The organism is Bdellovibrio sp., assembly GCF_036384735.1.
GTDB lineage: Bacteria > Bdellovibrionota > Bdellovibrionia > Bdellovibrionales > Bdellovibrionaceae > Bdellovibrio.
In genome coordinates, this window is the sequence record NZ_DASVLT010000067.1 from 49174 (window position 1) to 66770 (window position 17597).

At 44.1% G+C, this 17597-nt stretch carries 17 protein-coding genes and 1 tRNA gene; 11 read left to right on the plus strand and 7 right to left on the minus strand.

Translation table 11 applies throughout. The features are described from left to right. Nucleotides 1-32 precede the first annotated feature (32 nt). The 3 genes from VF412_RS18980 (at nt 33) to VF412_RS18990 (ending at nt 2678) form a co-directional block, all read left to right on the plus strand. Nucleotides 33-1532, plus strand: a complete 1500-nt coding sequence (locus VF412_RS18980) for an ATP-binding protein (RefSeq protein ID WP_331340850.1) — start codon at nt 33-35, stop codon at nt 1530-1532. 63 nt (nt 1533-1595) lie between these two features. Continuing rightward, a tRNA-Cys gene (locus VF412_RS18985) sits at nt 1596-1669 on the plus strand. Between the two features lie 616 nt (nt 1670-2285). Beyond that, on the plus strand, nt 2286-2678 hold the full coding sequence (locus tag VF412_RS18990; protein ID WP_331340851.1) for a hypothetical protein: 393 nt from the start codon (nt 2286-2288) through the stop codon (nt 2676-2678). 33 nt (nt 2679-2711) lie between these two features. Here VF412_RS18990 and VF412_RS18995 read toward each other — a convergent pair whose 3' ends face one another. From VF412_RS18995 to VF412_RS19015, 5 genes are all read right to left on the minus strand, one after another. Beyond that, the gene (locus tag VF412_RS18995) at nt 2712-3755 is read right to left on the minus strand and encodes a hypothetical protein (RefSeq protein ID WP_331340852.1); all 1044 of its coding nucleotides are present in this window, start codon (nt 3753-3755) and stop codon (nt 2712-2714) included. Between the two features lie 127 nt (nt 3756-3882). Further along, nucleotides 3883-4584: a hypothetical protein gene (locus VF412_RS19000; RefSeq protein ID WP_331340853.1), complete on the minus strand. Its 702-nt coding sequence runs from the start codon at nt 4582-4584 to the stop codon at nt 3883-3885. A gap of 252 nt (nt 4585-4836) precedes the next feature. Then, nucleotides 4837-6645, minus strand: coding sequence for a glycoside hydrolase family 15 protein (locus VF412_RS19005; protein WP_331340854.1), 1809 nt, complete (start codon nt 6643-6645; stop codon nt 4837-4839). Continuing rightward, entirely contained in the window at nt 6642-7694 is a 1053-nt protein-coding gene (locus VF412_RS19010; protein ID WP_331340855.1) for a glucose 1-dehydrogenase, read from the minus strand. The genes VF412_RS19005 and VF412_RS19010 overlap by 4 nt, the downstream gene beginning before the upstream one ends. A 190-nt stretch (nt 7695-7884) precedes the next feature. Continuing rightward, the gene (locus VF412_RS19015) at nt 7885-9381 is read right to left on the minus strand and encodes a methyl-accepting chemotaxis protein (RefSeq protein ID WP_331340856.1); all 1497 of its coding nucleotides are present in this window, start codon (nt 9379-9381) and stop codon (nt 7885-7887) included. A gap of 96 nt (nt 9382-9477) precedes the next feature. On the opposite strand from VF412_RS19015, the gene VF412_RS19020 reads away from it, so the two are divergent. From VF412_RS19020 to VF412_RS19050, 7 genes are all read left to right on the plus strand, one after another. Then, entirely contained in the window at nt 9478-10152 is a 675-nt protein-coding gene (locus VF412_RS19020) for a Crp/Fnr family transcriptional regulator (RefSeq protein ID WP_331340857.1), read from the plus strand. A 205-nt stretch (nt 10153-10357) separates the two neighbouring features. Further along, nucleotides 10358-11830, plus strand: coding sequence for a hypothetical protein (locus VF412_RS19025; protein WP_331340858.1), 1473 nt, complete (start codon nt 10358-10360; stop codon nt 11828-11830). 1 nt (nt 11831) lies between these two features. Continuing rightward, nucleotides 11832-12098 carry a toluene-4-monooxygenase system B family protein gene (locus VF412_RS19030; protein ID WP_331340859.1) on the plus strand — a complete coding sequence of 89 codons (267 nt, stop codon included), beginning with the start codon at nt 11832-11834 and terminating at the stop codon, nt 12096-12098. Then, nucleotides 12070-12399 (plus strand): Rieske (2Fe-2S) protein, encoded by a 330-nt coding sequence (locus tag VF412_RS19035; protein WP_331340860.1) that lies wholly within the window; start codon nt 12070-12072, stop codon nt 12397-12399. Before VF412_RS19030 ends, VF412_RS19035 begins: the two co-directional genes overlap by 29 nt. Further along, nucleotides 12396-12686 (plus strand): MmoB/DmpM family protein, encoded by a 291-nt coding sequence (locus tag VF412_RS19040; protein WP_331340861.1) that lies wholly within the window; start codon nt 12396-12398, stop codon nt 12684-12686. The genes VF412_RS19035 and VF412_RS19040 overlap by 4 nt, the downstream gene beginning before the upstream one ends. Next, the gene (locus tag VF412_RS19045) at nt 12683-13693 is read left to right on the plus strand and encodes a hypothetical protein (RefSeq protein WP_331340862.1); all 1011 of its coding nucleotides are present in this window, start codon (nt 12683-12685) and stop codon (nt 13691-13693) included. The genes VF412_RS19040 and VF412_RS19045 overlap by 4 nt, the downstream gene beginning before the upstream one ends. After that, nucleotides 13669-15690, plus strand: a complete 2022-nt coding sequence (locus tag VF412_RS19050) for an ATP-binding protein (protein ID WP_331340863.1) — start codon at nt 13669-13671, stop codon at nt 15688-15690. The genes VF412_RS19045 and VF412_RS19050 overlap by 25 nt, the downstream gene beginning before the upstream one ends. A gap of 26 nt (nt 15691-15716) precedes the next feature. On the opposite strand, the gene VF412_RS19055 is transcribed toward VF412_RS19050, so the two are convergent. Further along, nucleotides 15717-16580: a DUF6635 family protein gene (locus VF412_RS19055; RefSeq protein ID WP_331340864.1), complete on the minus strand. Its 864-nt coding sequence runs from the start codon at nt 16578-16580 to the stop codon at nt 15717-15719. A gap of 59 nt (nt 16581-16639) precedes the next feature. Further along, complete coding sequence (locus VF412_RS19060; protein ID WP_331340865.1) at nt 16640-17038, minus strand: VOC family protein; 399 nt, start codon at nt 17036-17038, stop codon at nt 16640-16642. Between the two features lie 97 nt (nt 17039-17135). Here VF412_RS19060 and VF412_RS19065 point away from each other — a divergent pair. Continuing rightward, nucleotides 17136-17597: TetR/AcrR family transcriptional regulator (locus VF412_RS19065; RefSeq protein WP_331340866.1), on the plus strand; the 462-nt coding region annotated here is incomplete at its 3' end.

Sequence of the window (17597 nt, forward strand, 5' to 3'; positions counted from 1 at the left end):
GAATTGCGACGGCTTGATTTTATTTTAAAGAATTGAAGAAGCACGCAGCCCTGGATATTTCTTTGCTGTTTTTGTTCTTCATGAAAATTCAATCCCTTATTCGAGAACAAGATCGCCTGGTCCCCGTCGACGTTGAAATCAACTTCACGGCAGGACTGCCACAAATTCAATTTCTAGGACTTCCCGATCAAGGAATCAAAGAAAGCATTCATCGAATTAAAAGCGCTATTCGCGCACAAGGTTTTGAGTTTCCCAAAGCCCAGCAAGTGCTGGTGAATCTTCGTCCGAATCATTTAAAGAAAAGCTCGCGGGGATTAGAGCTCGCCGTAGCTTTAGGAATTTTATGGGAGTCAGGGCAAGTGACAGCTCCAAAAGATTCAGATTTTTATATTTATGGCGAAATCGGTTTATCTGGCGAAGTCTTCGAGCCTGATGATTTAGTTGCAGACTTTGATCCACTTGAAGAAACACATGTGTGGACTGGACAAGGCGCTTTGGCTCCAGCGGTGTTTCAACGCTCTGTTTTAAATACTTTAAAGGATCTTCAAAATCCAACGTGTATTGATTCGCTGCCGAGAACCTATGAAGTGCAACGACCTTTAACAGGGCTTGATCTGGAATTTCCAGCTCGTCAGGCCGAGCTTTTAAGTCTTGTGGCTTTAGGAGAACATTCTGTTTTGTTAGCAGGGCCTGCTGGTTCAGGCAAGAGCACTATTGCGAGAACACTGCCAACATTATTGAATGCTCCCTCGACGGAAGAGATGCACGTCATTGTTCGAAACAACAAGACGGCGAACAGCGATGTTCCAAGGTGGCGTCCTGTTGTGCACCCCCATCATTCGACGACTCCACTCGGATTGATTGGTGGGGGTGTTCCCCCTTTTAAAGGCGAAATCACTCGCGCGCATAAAGGCGTTTTAATTTTGGATGAGCTTTTAGAATTCCATCCTCGCGCCCAGGAGGCTTTGCGCGAGCCCATGGAAGAGTCCTGCATTCGACTTCGTCGTGGCAAATTTATGGAAGAGCATCCCGCGGAAACTTTGGTGATCTCGACCACAAATCTGTGCCCGTGTGGCGATTGGGTTCCCGGCGCGCGCGTTGTATGCGGAAGATCTTTGCGCAAATGTCAGTCATATTCAGAGCGTTTATCAGGGCCACTGGTGGATCGTTTTCAAATGGCATTCTTCACAAGTAAAAAAGAAGAAGGACTGCGTATGACAGGTCAAAAGATTTTAGAACACATCGAGGAAGTGCGAGAGTTCCGTAACAAGCTTGCTGAAAAGGATCTGCGCTTTAAAAAAGTCGCGGGATTTTGGCGTTTCGAAGAGCTCACTGCAGATCTGCCCGCGTTTTATATGCGAGAACTTTTCCCGAAAGAGATCTCATCTCGTCGCAGAGAACTCGCAACGCTGCGAGTCGCAAGAAGCTTCGCCGATCTCGCGAAATCTGAAAAGCTTCAACCAGCCCACATAGAAGCCGCTTTGAAGCTCACCTATCAGCCTTTTGAAGCTTTGAAACGCCTGGGATGTTAGTAAGACGGTTGTTAGACATTGACTTAGGCCACCACTCCCAGTAGTTTGGTTCTTCCTTTATGGGGTGATGTGGCCGAGGGGTTAGGCTCAGCTCTGCAAAAGCTGCTACAGCGGTTCAAATCCGCTCGTCACCTCCAAATTCCTTTTCTCGTGTTCTTCAAAATCACTTAAGTCTTCAAAATCTCAGACCAATAATTTCAAGCACTTAGCGTTCTGATTCGCATTTTTCATAACCACAAATAACGAGATCTAACCACGTTTGGTGGGAGTCGCAAAAAGTTGGAATCCGCTCTGGTAGCGGGTTTCGAGGCACCTCACCAAAAATCACATCAAAAACCCATACCGATCATGGTGGGACTTTTCCCTTGAAGAAAAAACCGTTTTCAGAGCTCTCGCGGTTTCTCTTTAAGGGCATGTAGTTTTCAAATGGTTTTACAACCCCGAGAGGATCTTCCTCTCGGGGCTTGTTCTTCAACGTGCTTCAAATTTAAGCACGTATTTCGCGATTTTAAACTGTGATTATGTTATTTCGAAAAACGCTTTTTCGATTTCTAAAAATTAGAATTTAACAGTTCCGTACCAGGTTTCTTGAATTACCACTTTGGTGTTTTTCACTCTTTGATCTGCTATTTTTACTTCGCAGGAACTCAAAACCCGGTGTTGACCTGAACCCCTTAACTTAATCCATCGCATAAGGTAATATCGAGGGGCAAATAAAGTGATTTAGCAACTGGCGGATTTGGGAGCTTCAGCATGACTACAAGTAAAAGAAACATTCAACTCGCAAATGATCTTTTAGATTGGAACAGAAAGAACTTACGAGCAGACGTAACGCTAACCGAATCCGTGATCGCAGAGAAATTTGCATCTCATTTTATTGTTAAAGCAAATGGCCGAAGATATGAAGCAAATCACTCTAATTATCTACAGTTTTTAAATGGATTTAAGAGCACCATCAAGACAATTGACTATACTGTTGAGCATATCACAGCTAACGAAAACTCAGTCGTTTTAGCAATGAGTGCGACTGTAGCACGTATAGATGGAAAAACAGATACCTTTGAAGCCATGCTTCTTCTTATTTTTAACGAACAGGGGCATGTGACTTTATGGCATGAGGTTTATTTACCAATACCTCAGCATTAATCGTCAATGCGATTGAAGGCACTCTTCACTATCCTACGATTTCTCAGCCGGTCTCAATTTTTTTAGTGCTTGAGGCAGAAGTTGCGTGAACTTTCGATCCACTTTCTCTTTATTCTTCTGATACTTGATCCCCACATACATCACAGCAAGCCCCATCAACGTCATGACAAACGGAAACCACATTGAGTCTTCAAACACTTGGCGTGCTAGATGGTAGAAATAAACCAATGCCCCCAGAGCACCAAAAAGGATAAAGACTTTTCGGTATAAAAATAATCCTAAGAACAAAAGTCCTAGATTAATCACAAAATAAAGAAATTTACCCATTTCGCTATCGCTATTCATCGATGTGAGTCCGCCCCAGAATGACAAGACACCAAAAAGATAAATCCAGAAGGAATAATCAACTTCCTTTTCTTTTCGATCCAAAAGATAGGCAAAGACAATCATCAAAGCACCCAATCCAACCGCGTACCTATTATAGTAATCCCAGTAGTACGTTTGACTCGGGTGAATAAGGGGTACTAAATCCATCGTAAGATAAAACATTGCGACAGCAATTGGCATTGTTAAAAAAGAAAAAGCAAAATTTCGAAGAAAAAGTCCGCCTACAATGATAGTTGAAAAAGACATCAACACCCAACTGCTTCTGATCCATACATGGTAGTCACCATATAAGGACGGCCCGTCGTCTCCCCAAAATCCAGTCCATCGCTGAAAGCCATAAACCAACAACGGGGTCATGCAGACGGCGATCGTCAGCAGAATTCCACCTGGAATTTGATAGTTCTTATTCTTCCAAAGATGATTTCCTGCCAGAGAAAAGGAAATAAGATAACAAAGTGAGATCAGAGTGAGCCCCGCGCCACCAAATTGCTCCCAGCCCAAGTTCATGAACAGAGTCATTGCAAGAATGCAGATGACTCCACCAAAATAATAGAAAAAATGGATGAGGTTTAAATCTGAAGCTGTAGATCCTTGCGAAGTAAGATAGCTCCAAAGCTGGGAGGACTGTGCCTCTGTGATAATACCTTCCGCTGCAGCTCTATCTAGACTCGCCTTTTCAAGCTTGATCATACACTCTCCTCTGCTGCAGAATGTTTTCATAGTTAGCAGCTAAAGACAATCTTCAAAATCAAGACTTTTATTCTAGGGCTTCCCATGGCTCAGAGTAATGTGCGTAGTTAACTTGGATAAACTAATACTATCGCAATGCCTTTGCTTGGGTAGAATTTGATTTCTGCGTTGGTCCGTCGTCATACTGAATCTTAACCCCAGGCCAGTCATTGAGTACGTTTAAATCTTGAGCCCCTTGCACTCCATGAATTCCATAATAATCAAACGCACGTGGGCCCGGCATATAAATATCGTAAAGTCCTTCATCATTTTCTTTTTGAGTTCTATTAAAAAGCTCATCGCTCACGCCAGTTTTAGCGATGAATCGAGCTTCTTCTTCAGCTCCGTCCTTGTGGTATTTCAAAAGGCGATCTCTTTCATCTGCGGGAACTTCTCTGATTCCTTTTTTGAATTTGCTGCTTGCAACAAAAGCCCCCCAACTTCCATGAAAGCCGACAACGCCATGATCAATTTGCTTTGTGTGGCCGGCAAGAAACAAGTAATTTGCACAAGAAGAAGCACACATCCCGCGGACAATGACCTTGAGATCTTTATTCTCAATCAAAATCTCACCGATCTTCAAGGCAGCTAAAATATTGCCACCGCTCGAGTTAAGAACGAGTGTACGGTCCGTTGATTTATATACAGCGAGGAATCGAGAAAGTTCGTCCTTTGTGATTTCGCCTGAAAATGAGATCGAAGAATCTGAGTTGCGAATCCAATCACCAGCATGGCAAAGAGATGAGATTGTGACAATCAAACAAAATAGGAACACTTTGAATAGAATCATTCTCACCTCTTCCAGCAAATAGTAGCAAGAGCGGGGCCATTCAATTCACACTCATTGGTTTCCATTGTCTCACTCTGAGAAGAGCGCCCCCAAATGCCGGAAATTGTTTAACAAGGCCTCTGCATTCGGTTCAAGCGAACAATGCCTTCTGGTGCTGGCTGACGATTCATCGCCTTAGCGACTAGAGACCCTAATGCTCCTCAAGAAATAAACTTGCCGTCGGTATGCCGTAATAACTCAGTTGCTGTTTCATTAAGAAATAGGTCTGAGTTGATTGCTTCGATCTCGAGCCGGGCCATGATGAATCTGCAGATTGAAGGCGCTGTTAATCAGCGCGATATGAGACAAAGCCTGAGGAAAATTTCCAACGAGGCGACGGTAGTGAACGTCATACTCTTCAGAGAGCAGTCCAACGTCATTCGCCAACGAGATGAGCTTTTGAAAAAGTTTTAGAGCATCGTCATAACGCCCCATCAACACCCAACAGTCCACCAGCCAAAATGAGCACGCTAAGAAGGCCCCTTCTCTTCCCGATTGACCGTCATTCGTTCTATCGGTCTCGTACCTCAAGACGAAATCGCCTCTAAAGAGTTCCTTCTCGATAGCGATAACTGTTTGAATCACTCTTTCATCGTCGGGAGGCAGAAATCCAACGATGGGTATCATCAATAGGCTCGCGTCTAGATGATCGGCACCGTAATATTGAGTGAAGGATTTTTTTTGCCGATTGTAGCCTTTTGAACAAATATCCTCATGAATTCGATCACGTAACTTTTGCCAATCCTGTAGAGGGGCCTTAAATTTTCCGGTCTCTGCAGAACGAATGGCCCGATCTACAGCCACCCACGCCATGACTTTCGAGTGTGTAAAGTGTTGCTTGGGACCGCGAATCTCCCAAATTCCCTCATCCGGTTGATCCCAATGAGCAGCAATGAAGTCAACGAAATGTTCTTGTATGCGCCAACTGTTTTCATCAATCTCGATTCCACTTTTTTGGGCCAAATAAAGAGTGTCCAGTGCCTCTCCAAAAATATCGAGTTGCAACTGTTGATAGGCGGCATTCCCTGTGCGCACGGGCGATGATTTTTCATATCCTTCCAACCAAGGCAGTTGCAATTCTGTCAGACGACGCTCACCCGCAAGACCGTACATGATATTTACTTGATTCGACATCCCAGCTACGGCCCTCATGAGCCATCGTCGCCAACATTCGGCCTCGTGGCGATATCCCGCCGTGAGTAATGCATACATCGAAAATGTCGAGTCGCGAATCCAGCAATAGCGATAGTCCCAATTGCGTGAACCGTGCAAGGTCTCTGGAAGAGATGTGGTCGGAGCCGCAACAATTCCGCCCGTGGGTTCATAAGTAAGTGATTTTAATGTTAGTACCGATCGTGTGACCGCTTCTTGAAAAGGCCCGTCATAAGTACATTTGCCGGAAAACTGCTTCCAGAACTGATCTGTTCCCTCCATTTTTTCAAGCGGATTATCGATGCCGTTGAAATGAGCTATAAATTCCGGATTCCACGACAGGGCAAACCATAGAGTTTCGCCTTCTTGAATTTCAAATTGTGCAACTCCGTTCAAATCTTCATCAAGCTCTATTTTGACGGAACTCTGAACATGCACCTCATCGGGACCCGCAACGGCCGACAAACCATAGGACGTTTTTCGCAGCCACGGGACTATGGATCCATAGTCAAAGCGAATGTTCAAAAGAAGCTGCATCTCTATTTTGTTGCGAATGCCATGGACCTGTCGCAATAATAGCGGGCTTGATTCATTCACCACCAAACAATCGGTCAAACGCACGATGGCCCCAGAAGAGTTTTCAAAAGTGGTTTCAAGAATCATGCTGTCAGTGCGGTATTTTCTTTTCGCGACAAATGAATCCTTTGGAGATATTTTCCAAGTTCCATTTTTTTCATCTCCAAGCAGAGCTGCAAAACAGGCCGGTGAATCAAACCGCGGAAGGCAAAGCCAGTCAATGGCCCCGTCCCGACTGACCAAAGCCGCCCTCTTGCAGTCACTCAACAACGCATAATCCTCAATTCGACTCATGTTTCTCCAACAATAATAGTCTTGATCTGATTTGGTGAAGGCTCAAAGGCTTCTTGCCAACGTGAAAGAGGAATTCTTCGAGTAATCAGGCGTCTCAACCAATCTGGAGAAGCATTTTTTAAAGACTGCGCTGCTTTTTGATAATGCCTGAGATTGGCATTCACAGAACCGAAAACGGCTTCATTTTCTAAAACAAGCTCTCGATTCAACATGCCCAAATCAATTTTGACCGATCGTCCTCCTGAAGAAACGCCCGCAAGACAAATGACACTATTAGGCCCTCCGTACTCCATCATCTCCAACACGAGACTGTCTGCACCCGTGCACTCGACCACAATATCAATATGATTTTTTAAATCGGAAAGCTGGGAAAGATCTGAATGATATTTGATTCCCAATGCTTTGACAGCGTCAACCTTTGGACCATCTATAACACGATCCAAGACATGAACATCCAAGTTTCTCTGTCGAGCCATCAGCGCCGCGAGCAGACCAATGGGTCCTGCACCTGTGATCACAACAACATGAGGCTGAAACAAAGCACGCGCCCCGATTTCCTCGATATGCTCCCACGCCTTTGCAACGATACTAGCAGGCTCCAAAAGAACGCCTAACTCACCTAAACTGGAATCGACCTTTACCGCCATATCAGGATCGAGGTCATAATATTCGCGACAAAAACCGTGAAGTTCCTTAATACCATGTTCTTGATACTGACCGTTGCGACACATATCCCATTCGCCAATAGCACAATTAGAACAAGGTACTGGATCGGGATGTCTGACAATTCCCACAACATAATCTCCCGGCTTCCAACCTGACTCGGGTGGTGCCTGAAGAACGCGCCCTAAAGATTCATGACCTAAAATCAACTCCGATTCTCCAGGGGGAGCCCAGCCATAAGTTCCTTTAAGCAACTCCTTGTCCGTTCCACAGATTCCAACGGCGAGCATCTGCACGCGCAAAGAATTTCCATTCCAAGGCGCCAGAGGTATTTCTCGCAAATGCCCTGACTGAGGCTCGTGAGGTGTAAAGAAAAGAGCTTTCATAAACCTATATGAACTCAGAGTTCTCATCAAAGGGACAGATTTTATCTGTTTTTGTCATTTGCAATAGCAGGAATGTGAGGCTTGCCACGCAAGCCGACATTCAGTTTTAAAAAATATTAAATTTGAACTACGATACTTTTTTGCCATCCAGAAAACTTGTGAGGTCTTTTACAAGAGCATGAAGCTTGGACTACTGATTCGACAGTTCTTCCGCCGCCGCAGATGTTTGCTCTGCCACAGCTGCGTTGGCTTGGGTCGCCGAATCCAGCTCGTTGATTGCTTTATTAATCGTCGTCATTCCTTGAGACTGCTCATGACTGGCATTTGAAACTTCACTATTGAGATGATTCACCTTCTCTACGACTTGAACAATTTTTTCAAGAGCAGCGCCACTGGTCTTTGCGACCTTGCAGCCTTCATCAATTTGCAAAACACTGTTTTTAATCATGTCGTTGATCTCTTTCGCCGAAGAAGCACTTCTTAAAGCTAGCGCCCTTACGGCTTCTGCAACAACCGAAAAACCTTTTCCTTGCTCCCCTGCGCGAGCGGCCTCGACAGCCGCATTCAGGGCGAGAAGGTTTGTTTGAAAGGCGATGTCATCAATGACGGAACTTATTTCTTCAATTTTCTTTGAACCGTCAGAGATCTGACTCATAGATTGAATAAGGGTTTCAACCTCTTGCTTCCCTAAAGAGGCTCGTTGTTGGGCATCCTCTGACAAAGTCTTTGCCTCCGCCGCATGATCCGAGTTCCTACTAATCATACTCGTAATCTCTTCCGCCGAAGAGGACGTCGTCTGAATAGACGCCGCTGCTTGAGTCGCAGATACGGACAGGTCTTGCGATGACTTGGAAATTTCAGCGCTTGCGGAAGAAACCTTTTCCCCAGCCGACTGTAAATCCCGGACCACACGAGTCAAATTCTGCAAAGGCTTTCGCAGAATGAAAAAGACGGCCAACAAGATGACTGCGGAAACTCCACCGGCCCAAAATAAAATATTAGTTGACGCTGAAGATGAAGCTTCCATAACAACGTCTTTACTTGAAGTGATCGCAAACACACCATGAAGCTTCCCGTCCTTCCAGTTTTCCATTTTGAAGCCCAAAATGTCTTTGTCGTTTTTCCATGGACTTGTTTTTGGATCACCACGACAACTCAAACACCCCTGACTTTCGGAAAGCCTCACAGGTCGATATACGATCACCTCACCGTCTGTTTCACGAGTGATCTCTGGCAACCCTTTGTCTAATTCAAATTGCTTTAAAATTTCTAATTCTTGCTTTGATGCTTGATTGTCGGGGTTTCTGGGTTCATCGGAAAAAACACGAAACTTATAATGTTCTTTTTCCGCGCCTTCTTGTCCCACCTTCATGGCTGCAAAAATAGGCACTTGTTTTAAAATCGTACGTTTGTCTTCTTTTGAAATATTGCCGTCAGGATATTTTTGGAGCATTTCTTTAATCACTCCATCAAGTCCACCTTGTTGAGCAACGTAGCCTCTGACGACTTCCAGTCTACTAAGAATCGCCCTGGACTTCTCAATGAGATCATTCGTCCCCATTTTTCGAACACTCGTGTTACAAACAAGTACCGAAACCCCTGCGGACAAAACACATCCTGCGGTGACACTTAAAAAAACCTTTGTAGAAAACCTCACAAGAACTCCCGGGCAGTTAAGATTTTTCACCCTTCTGATCGGCCTCTTCTTTATCCGCTCAATGCCTTAATTTAAAATTGATAATAATCAAATTTCATTTTAGTACACTTGTGCTTTAATACGGCGATGCTATTTCAGAACGCTCCATCTTTAATCACAACACTGCCATTTTTTGAGAAGCTCTCCGACTCTGAGGTGGAGGCATTACACGGGATCGCAACATCGCTTTTAATCAAAGAAAACTCGGATTTGCCGACCTCTCACGCGTCTGATGATTCCACCTTTTATCTGATCCTTCGCGGGCACTTAATACAGTCTGTCAGTAAAAATTATGGATGCAGCCCTATCCGAATCTGTGGCCCAGGGGAAGTCATTGGATTTGACGGCGAAGAGCAAAAAGCTGAAACCATCGATGAAGTTTATGCTTGGAGATTTTCCAGACCGGAATTTCAAGATCTCTTCCAACGAACTCCGAATCTACAAAATGCAGTCCTCGCCTGCCTCTGCTATCAGATAAAAAAAAGCAACGAACGCATCGTCGCCTTGGAAAATCATTCTGTCGGCAACAGAGTGGCATCCTTGCTGGTAAGTCTTATCCAAAAATTCGGCAAGCAAATAGACGGCGGCTTTCTTTTGGACTTGAAGATTCAACGGGAAACAATGGCAAGACTTGCAGGAACTGTTATTGAAAGCTTCTCTCGCCAATTGAGTGAGTTGGAGAATCAAGGTATTTTGGAACGTCACGGTCGATCCATCCTCGTTCGCGACTTTTCTCGTCTTATTGAGAAAACTCAAATCTAATTGGGACTCAACCAATACGAGCCGCTCTTGCCATAAGCCTGTCAAAATCAGAATTCAAGTTATGTCATTTCAAAAGAATTTCGCTCGATGTATGTCAAAAGTACCTCGAAAAGATGATTTGTCGAAATTGGGTATTATTTCCGATCTTTAATTTTTCAAAAATAAATTTCTTTACTCATAATAAATATAAACAAGGAACAAGACTATGCGGCAAAGAAAAGAGCTACTGACCGTCCTTAAAGAAATCGACTGGGATTTTTCATATGTCGACGAAAGACAGGTGTATCCTGAGGATATGAGTGGGCCCTTCCTTTCCAAAGAGGCTTGGGCCAACTGGGACGAACCTTTCAAAACTCTTTACAAAGAATATGTCGCAACCCAGTCTCTTAAGGAGATTGAAGTCGCCACAGCCAGGGATCTTGTTGGTCGTCTTGACGATCTTCAATCACTCAGTGCTCAATGGTTGAACGGATTAAAACTCCACTCTGCAACTTTACCTCTAGCAGAGTTTGGCGCCGTCATCGGAAATCTAAGAGCTTCTCGTTTTGGACGTGCCTGTCGCTGGCGTTCCGTCGCAACATACGGAGCTTTAGATGAACTTCGTCACACTCAAATTCCTTTGTTAGTAATGCACGAAATGGTCCGCCATGATTCTCAGTTCGATTGGACTCATAAATTCTTTCACTCTGACAACTGGGTTGCAATTGCTGCCAGGCATTTGATTGACGAACTACTACTTGGCTCTAACGCCATCGAATACGCCATTGCGACCAATTTTGTTTTTGAAACTGGGTTCACGAATTTGCAATTCGTTGGTCTGTCCTCATTAGCACACATGGTGAAAGATCGGATGTTCGAGAAAATGGTCACTAGCATTCAAAGCGATGAGGCGCGCCACGCCCAAGCAGGTCCCGCAACACTGGAGGTTCTTGCGAAATATCGCCCCGAATATGCACAAGAACTTTTGGACAAATGGTTCTGGCGAAGCTGGCTTTTATTTTCCATCGTCACCGGGATCTGTATGGACTACATGACTCCCCTAGAGCATCGTCAAACTTCCTTCAAGGAATTTATGGAAGAATGGGTATTGAACCAGTACGCCAGTTCCTTGGAAAAGTACGGATTAAAGAAGCCTTGGTACTGGGACTTATTTATGGAAAATTTAGAAGTCTATCATCACATGGTTTATGTAAGTGCCTACACCTATCGCGCAACGGTATGGTTTGACATGCACGTGCCAAGCCCGGAAGAGCGACTTTGGCTTCAAAAAAAATATCCAAAGTTTTGGAGTGACATCGAACCTATTTGGAAAAATATCATTGAACGTTGGCAAGAATCCAATATCGGAAATGACTTTGCCGTTCATGGAACTTGCATCATTGGTTTTTGCAGCCTATGCCAAATTGTCTTATCGAACGGAACTCCCCATCACAATCATGCCTGCTTAGGTGAGGTCGATGGTCAGACACATATTTTCTGCTCTGAGCCCTGCAAACAACTTTTCTTAAAAGAACCTCATCGCTATTCGAATCACAAAAATATCGTGGATCGTGTTTTAGCAAACGAGGCTCCTGGCAATCTGATAGCGATGCTACGAAATTATTTTGGATTAAAATATGAAGACTGGGGACGCGACCTCCATCAAGGTGACTATCCATGGATGGAAAGGAGTACGTGACATGATTCCCATCTATAGTTTTCTAGAAGGTGACTCTTTGGGACTTTTGATTTTTGCGTATGAAGACGAGACCATTCAAGAGATCATAAATAAAGTGCAAATATCAGCAAATCTACGAGTCAAGCCACGCACTGATTTAAATCTGTACCGAAACGAAAAGAAATTCGACCCGAAAATGACAGTGAAGGAGGCCGGCCTTTTGCCTTTAGAAATCATCCACATCCATTCAGAGGTGCAAAATGCCGTTTCAAGTCGCGTATCGCACTGAGGATCTCTGGGAAGGAGAAATGGTGGGCTTGGTCATAAACCGGGAAAAAATCTTATTGGCCCGCGTGAACGGTCAACTTTTCGCTTACCAGGATAAGTGTTCTCATCTTTCCGTAGAGCTTAGCAAAGGAGTACTTCAGGGAACGGTGCTGACCTGCTCTGCCCACCATTGGCAATATGATATTTTAACAGGAAAAGGTATCAATCCGGAAAACATCTGTCTGCCCCGCTTTCCGGTGAAGGAAGAAGGGGGCACTATTTCGATTGATCTTGCTCCTCACCCAAAGGAGTCCATTTTATGAATGAAATGCCCGTAGGACCCGTCTTAAGAGCCAGTGCACAAAGTGAATTTATAATCAGCGCGATGAAAGAAATGAATCCAGAACTAAAAGTGATCTCAAAAGGCTCTTATTACCGTGTCTCAGCGCCAGGCCACTGCATCGTCACCAGAGAAAAAATTCAACAGTATTCTGGACAGGAATTCACTCTTCCCGAGGATCTAGAACTTAATATGGTTTCATTCCAGGGGAATTTAGAGTTGGATGAAAATCAGGCTTCATGGGTAGCCTCTGGGGAGGAAAAATTATGATTCTTCCCGGCCGTGCCTACCTTAAAACATATTCACACCTTTCGAAATCAAACACTCGTCCATCAGAGTACAGCATTACGACGACGGATCTTCTTTTTTCAACAAGTAAAGGTCATAGCATCACAACCCCCACAATAGAGTGGCAAAAAAAATACGTCGATAACTCACCTCTTATAACGAAAGGGGTTTCGTTTTCAGATCCTGACGAATACACTTACACGAAATATGTCACCACTCGGAATAAACAAGAGATTTTCCTTGAGGGCATTTTCTCGGCCATTGAGCAAACGACCTACAGCGAGGCCTTACAAGATTCTTGGCGCCAGCGAGTTCAAAAATACCTGGGTGCCTTTGTCTTTATTTCCCATGGCATGCAGATGTGCTCGGCTTATATTGGGCAGCTAGGAACGTCGGGGCAACTCGTCGCCATGCTGGCAATGCAAACTGCCGACGAGCTTCGTCGCACAGAAAATATCGCTTATCATCTTATGCTATCCAATTCTTCCCCTGAAAAAATTTTGAACATGGGTCGCGAGGCCTGGATGAAGCTCCCCGCACTACAGAAGATTCGACATGCACTTGAATATTTATTAATTACTTATGATTGGGGACAGGCTTACGTCTGTTTCAATCTTCTATATAAGCCTCTTATTGATGAAATGTTTTTGAATGGCCTGGCGAAAGAGGCCGCAGAAAATAACGATCCACTATTGGAGCGTCTCTTACTTTCACTATTCGAAGACTCACAATGGCATCGCAAGTGCGCAAGAAAGTACACTGCAAATCTTGTCCAGTTTAATTCCGGCAACTCAGAGACTATTGCAAATTGGATTTCGCTCACGAAACCAACCCTTCTAGGGATCATTGAAGACACCAGTGGGGCACTTTACCAAAACCCTCAACAGAGATCACATCTTGAAAACTTCTTAAACTCTTGGATCGACAGCTTGCCTCTTAGGACCCTGGAACAGAAGGAGCCATCATGGACTCAAACTCCAATGCTGTAAAATTCTCTTCAGAAGTGACAGAGGCTCTGTCGCTGTCGGAAGAAATTCTTACTCATTACGATACAGAGATTGTCGCTTTCGATACCGATTTGAAAGTTCAATATGTCAGTGCTCAACTACAAAACAAAATCAACCTTTCTAAGCAAGAAATGGAAAACGACATCTCTGTCCTATTGAGTTTATTTGATGAGCGCCGTATGAGAGCTGCCGCCCATCAAGTTCTCAATGGAGAGGTTGCTTCCACTTTTGAATTCGCCTTCGTCGATTCCAAACGCGATAAGAAGATATTTTTTGAAATCACTGCTTCCCCGATACGCAAGCGGCAGAATGACTTACTGGGCGGCCTTTTTATCTTTCACGACCTAACAAAAATTCGCGCCACGGAATCACAACTGCACGAAACAGAATCACGGTTTAAAAATATGGCCGACTCTGCGCCGGTTTTACTGTGGATGTCAGGAACAGATGGCCTTTGCAATTTCTTTAATCAAACTTGGCTGGATTTCACTGGCCGCACCTTAAATCAAGAATGGGGGGTGGGATGGGCCGAATGCATTCATGTCGAGGACTTCCAACGAGCCATGGATACCTATGTTCTGAATTTCAATCAGCGCAAATCCTTTGAAATGGAATATCGCTTGCTTCGCAAGGACAATACATATCGTTGGATTTTAGACCGAGGAACCCCACGCTACAACCAGGATGGCACCTTCGCCGGATATATCGGTTCATGTATCGATATAACAGATAGAAAGAAAGCAGAAGAAGATTTAAAGCTGGCCAAAGTACAAGCCGAGGCAGCAAACATTGCAAAAAGCAATTTCCTTGCGATTATGAGTCACGAGATCAGAACTCCCCTAGGGGCCATTATCGGATTCTCAGATCTAATTGCAAATGGTGGACTTGGTCCTTCCGAGATCAACAATTACAATCTTTCGATTCGACGTAATGGGACGCTACTATCAAACATCATAAACAGCATTCTCGACCTTTCAAAAATTGAGATGAATAAATTTGAAATTAGTAAGTCCATCGTTTCTACCGATGATTTATTGTCTGAAGTTTCCGCACTGATGAGTTTAACTGCTGCTGAAAAAAACATTCATTTCTTTGTTCATGCACAAGACAATCTTCCGAATTTCATCAATACCGATGCGGTCCGTTTAAAGCAAATACTGATCAATGTTATCGGCAACGCGATCAAATTTACCAGCGAAGGACAGGTTACTTTGGACGTGAGTATCTTGCCTCGTGATGGCATGACGGCTCTATTGTCCTTCACTGTAACCGACACCGGACCGGGAATTAAAGAGACGGAACGATCTTCTATTTTCGAGGCATTTCAACAGGCCGACACTTCAATCACACGAAAATATGGCGGTGTCGGAATTGGTTTAACCCTAGCAAAAAATTTGGCGCAAGCCTTGGGGGGAGATATCACTCTGACCTCCTCCGAATTGAATAAAGGAAGTCAATTCAAGATAACCATCGAGGCCGAACCAGTTGAAAATCCCTCCCTTAAGCGCGAGCCCCATGAAGAGGAAAATAGACCCAATCCATTAAATATAGATGGTTTAAAAATATTAGTCGTCGATGACGTCAAGGACAACCAGGTTTTAATCAGTCGCTATCTTGAAAGAGCCGGAAAAGTGGAAATTACTATCGCTAACAACGGTCTCGAAGCCATTGAAATAGCCAGCCGACAGAAGTTTGATTGTATCTTAATGGATTTGCAAATGCCCGTCTTAGATGGTTATGAAGCACAAAGAAAGTTGCGGTCTCAAGGATATACGGGACAGATTTGGGCTTTGACAGCTCACGCTCTGCAATCAGAGCAGGCACGCACGTTGCGAGAGGGGTTTAACGAACATCTTAGCAAACCCATTGATCGGAAAATGTTGATTGCAAAACTGAGCGATCTTGCAAAAAGGATTTCAACAGAACGAGAAAATCAGAATCAGAAAAAAATAGATCCTGACTCTCCTGCTCAACTATAAAGAGAAATGATCTTAGTAAGACCTATTTAGACAGCTATTTTTTTGCTTTGAGATTCTTGCGTCGACTTCTTCAACTCTTTCCTTACAGCAAGATACATTTTTTCCTCAATATGATCGATCATTTGATAGAGTTTGTTTTGATGAAGGTTCAATTTCTTTTTAATCGGATCACTCATTGTGTTGGCGAGAATACTGAAAAACATTAGAAGAAATCCAATAGCCAGGGTCGCCAAATAAATTTCCGTTCGAGTCGGCGCCGCTGGAAATATATGATAAAATGTCGAACCTAATTTCTTGCCCAGGAAAAAATGAGAGACCGCCTTATCGTGCGCCATTTTGCGGGCCACGCGATTTCCCAAATCCAGAATGTTAAGACTTCCATTATGGAAAAAGTATCGTCCCGCCAATAATGTTAGAGCCGACCCAATCAGGTCCGAAATCATGGCTTGTGACGATGAATAAGCCCGAAGTTCCGATTTAATAATAGAGTCTATTTGCATTTCCAACTTTGAAAGTGATTCCTCATCAAGAGAGGCTTTCAAGGATTTAGGCTTCAGGAAATCATCAAGTATCATCTGCTCTGTTGCCTTTTGATAACCAGTTCGAATGCCACCAGGGATCAATTCCAAAGCGGAATTTACTTTAGTCCATCCCATCTTTTCGCAAGTTTCGAGAGACTTTTTGATTGTCAGATATGGCAAAGCCCACAATGCATTTAACGGGTAAAGCAACAGATCGGAAAGAATAAATCTGGCTTGAATTCTCAAAGTCTCTTGGATAGAGAAGTGCCTCTCAACGAAAGATGCGACGTTATTTCGCAGATTCTCTGTATAGAGATCCACCCATTGGTCAGGGGGCGCTGAAATATCGGCAAATTCATTCTTAGACACGACAATGCATCGGCCAATTTCTCAAAAGATTTCACAAGATCAACGTCTGGGTTTTAATATCAACGACTGCTAAATCTTTTTTTTGCAGCCTCTGTTACTGGTGTGTACAGACTAACAATTGTCCCCTCAGGATCACGAAGCTGAGCGGCCTGATTTCCCCAAGGCATCATCTTGGGTTCATGTACGACTTCTACTTCGTTTTTAAGTCTCGCAAATTCCTTTTCAACATCTTCGACCTCAAATTCGATGATGACACTCCTATTGGCGCAAGGCTCGGCACTTCCCTCTTTAAATAAGGCAACGGTTTCAGCGGCCCCAATGGCAAGCGTTGCACCCTGCGTGACAATTTCAGCAAACACAGGTGCTAACCACTCCGCTTTAACTTCGGTTATCTTTTCATAAAAGGAGACTTGGGTTTTGATATCGCGAGCTATAATTCGAATTGAGGCAAACCTCATAAGAAACTCCCCTTTTAAAACAATGTTTATTGCGTCGAATATTTAAATACGCTACGATACAGTATCGTATTTGTCAAATCTTAGATTTGAGGGAGAAATGAAAAGGCAATCCTCTGAGGCTCAGAAACTCGATGAACGTGTGCGCCGATCTAAAGCGGCTATTCTCGATATCACATCAGAATTACTTTATGAACGCGGTCTCTCTGGTGTGAGCGTTGATGAAGTCTCGCGACGTTCAGGGGTGGCAAAAACAACTATCTATAGACACTGGCCGACCCGCGCTGATCTTTTGCAAGATGCCTGCTCCAAGATCGGCACACCTCTTGACATACCCGACACAGGAGATTTTAAAGAGGATGTCGTGCTGCTCCTCACGAGCTTGACCCATTTGCTTCAATCAGAGAAATGGACCTCCGTACTCCCATCAGTCATAGATGCCGCCGAACGCGATCCAGGTATAGCAGAAATGTACAGCAGGCTTCAGGCTGGCTATTCAGAACCATTCGCTGCGGTAATTCGGAGGGCCACGAAAAGAAAGGAGCTTCCGAAATCCACGGAT

Bases quoted from the DNA above. Each gene is read 5' to 3' on its own strand.
- VF412_RS19025 (WP_331340858.1), top strand. From the start codon at position 10,358: ATGCGGCAAAGAAAAGAGCTACTGACCGTCCTTAAAGAAATCGACTGG.
- VF412_RS19050 (WP_331340863.1), top strand. From the start codon at position 13,669: ATGGACTCAAACTCCAATGCTGTAAAATTCTCTTCAGAAGTGACAGAG.
- VF412_RS19035 (WP_331340860.1), top strand. From the start codon at position 12,070: ATGCCGTTTCAAGTCGCGTATCGCACTGAGGATCTCTGGGAAGGAGAA.
- VF412_RS19040 (WP_331340861.1), top strand. From the start codon at position 12,396: ATGAATGAAATGCCCGTAGGACCCGTCTTAAGAGCCAGTGCACAAAGT.
- VF412_RS19020 (WP_331340857.1), top strand. From the start codon at position 9,478: ATGCTATTTCAGAACGCTCCATCTTTAATCACAACACTGCCATTTTTT.
- VF412_RS19005 (WP_331340854.1), bottom strand. From the start codon at position 6,645: ATGAGTCGAATTGAGGATTATGCGTTGTTGAGTGACTGCAAGAGGGCG.
- VF412_RS19000 (WP_331340853.1), bottom strand. From the start codon at position 4,584: ATGATTCTATTCAAAGTGTTCCTATTTTGTTTGATTGTCACAATCTCA.
- VF412_RS18990 (WP_331340851.1), top strand. From the start codon at position 2,286: ATGACTACAAGTAAAAGAAACATTCAACTCGCAAATGATCTTTTAGAT.
- VF412_RS19010 (WP_331340855.1), bottom strand. From the start codon at position 7,694: ATGAAAGCTCTTTTCTTTACACCTCACGAGCCTCAGTCAGGGCATTTG.
- VF412_RS19045 (WP_331340862.1), top strand. From the start codon at position 12,683: ATGATTCTTCCCGGCCGTGCCTACCTTAAAACATATTCACACCTTTCG.
- VF412_RS19060 (WP_331340865.1), bottom strand. From the start codon at position 17,038: ATGAGGTTTGCCTCAATTCGAATTATAGCTCGCGATATCAAAACCCAA.
- VF412_RS19030 (WP_331340859.1), top strand. From the start codon at position 11,832: ATGATTCCCATCTATAGTTTTCTAGAAGGTGACTCTTTGGGACTTTTG.
- VF412_RS18995 (WP_331340852.1), bottom strand. From the start codon at position 3,755: ATGATCAAGCTTGAAAAGGCGAGTCTAGATAGAGCTGCAGCGGAAGGT.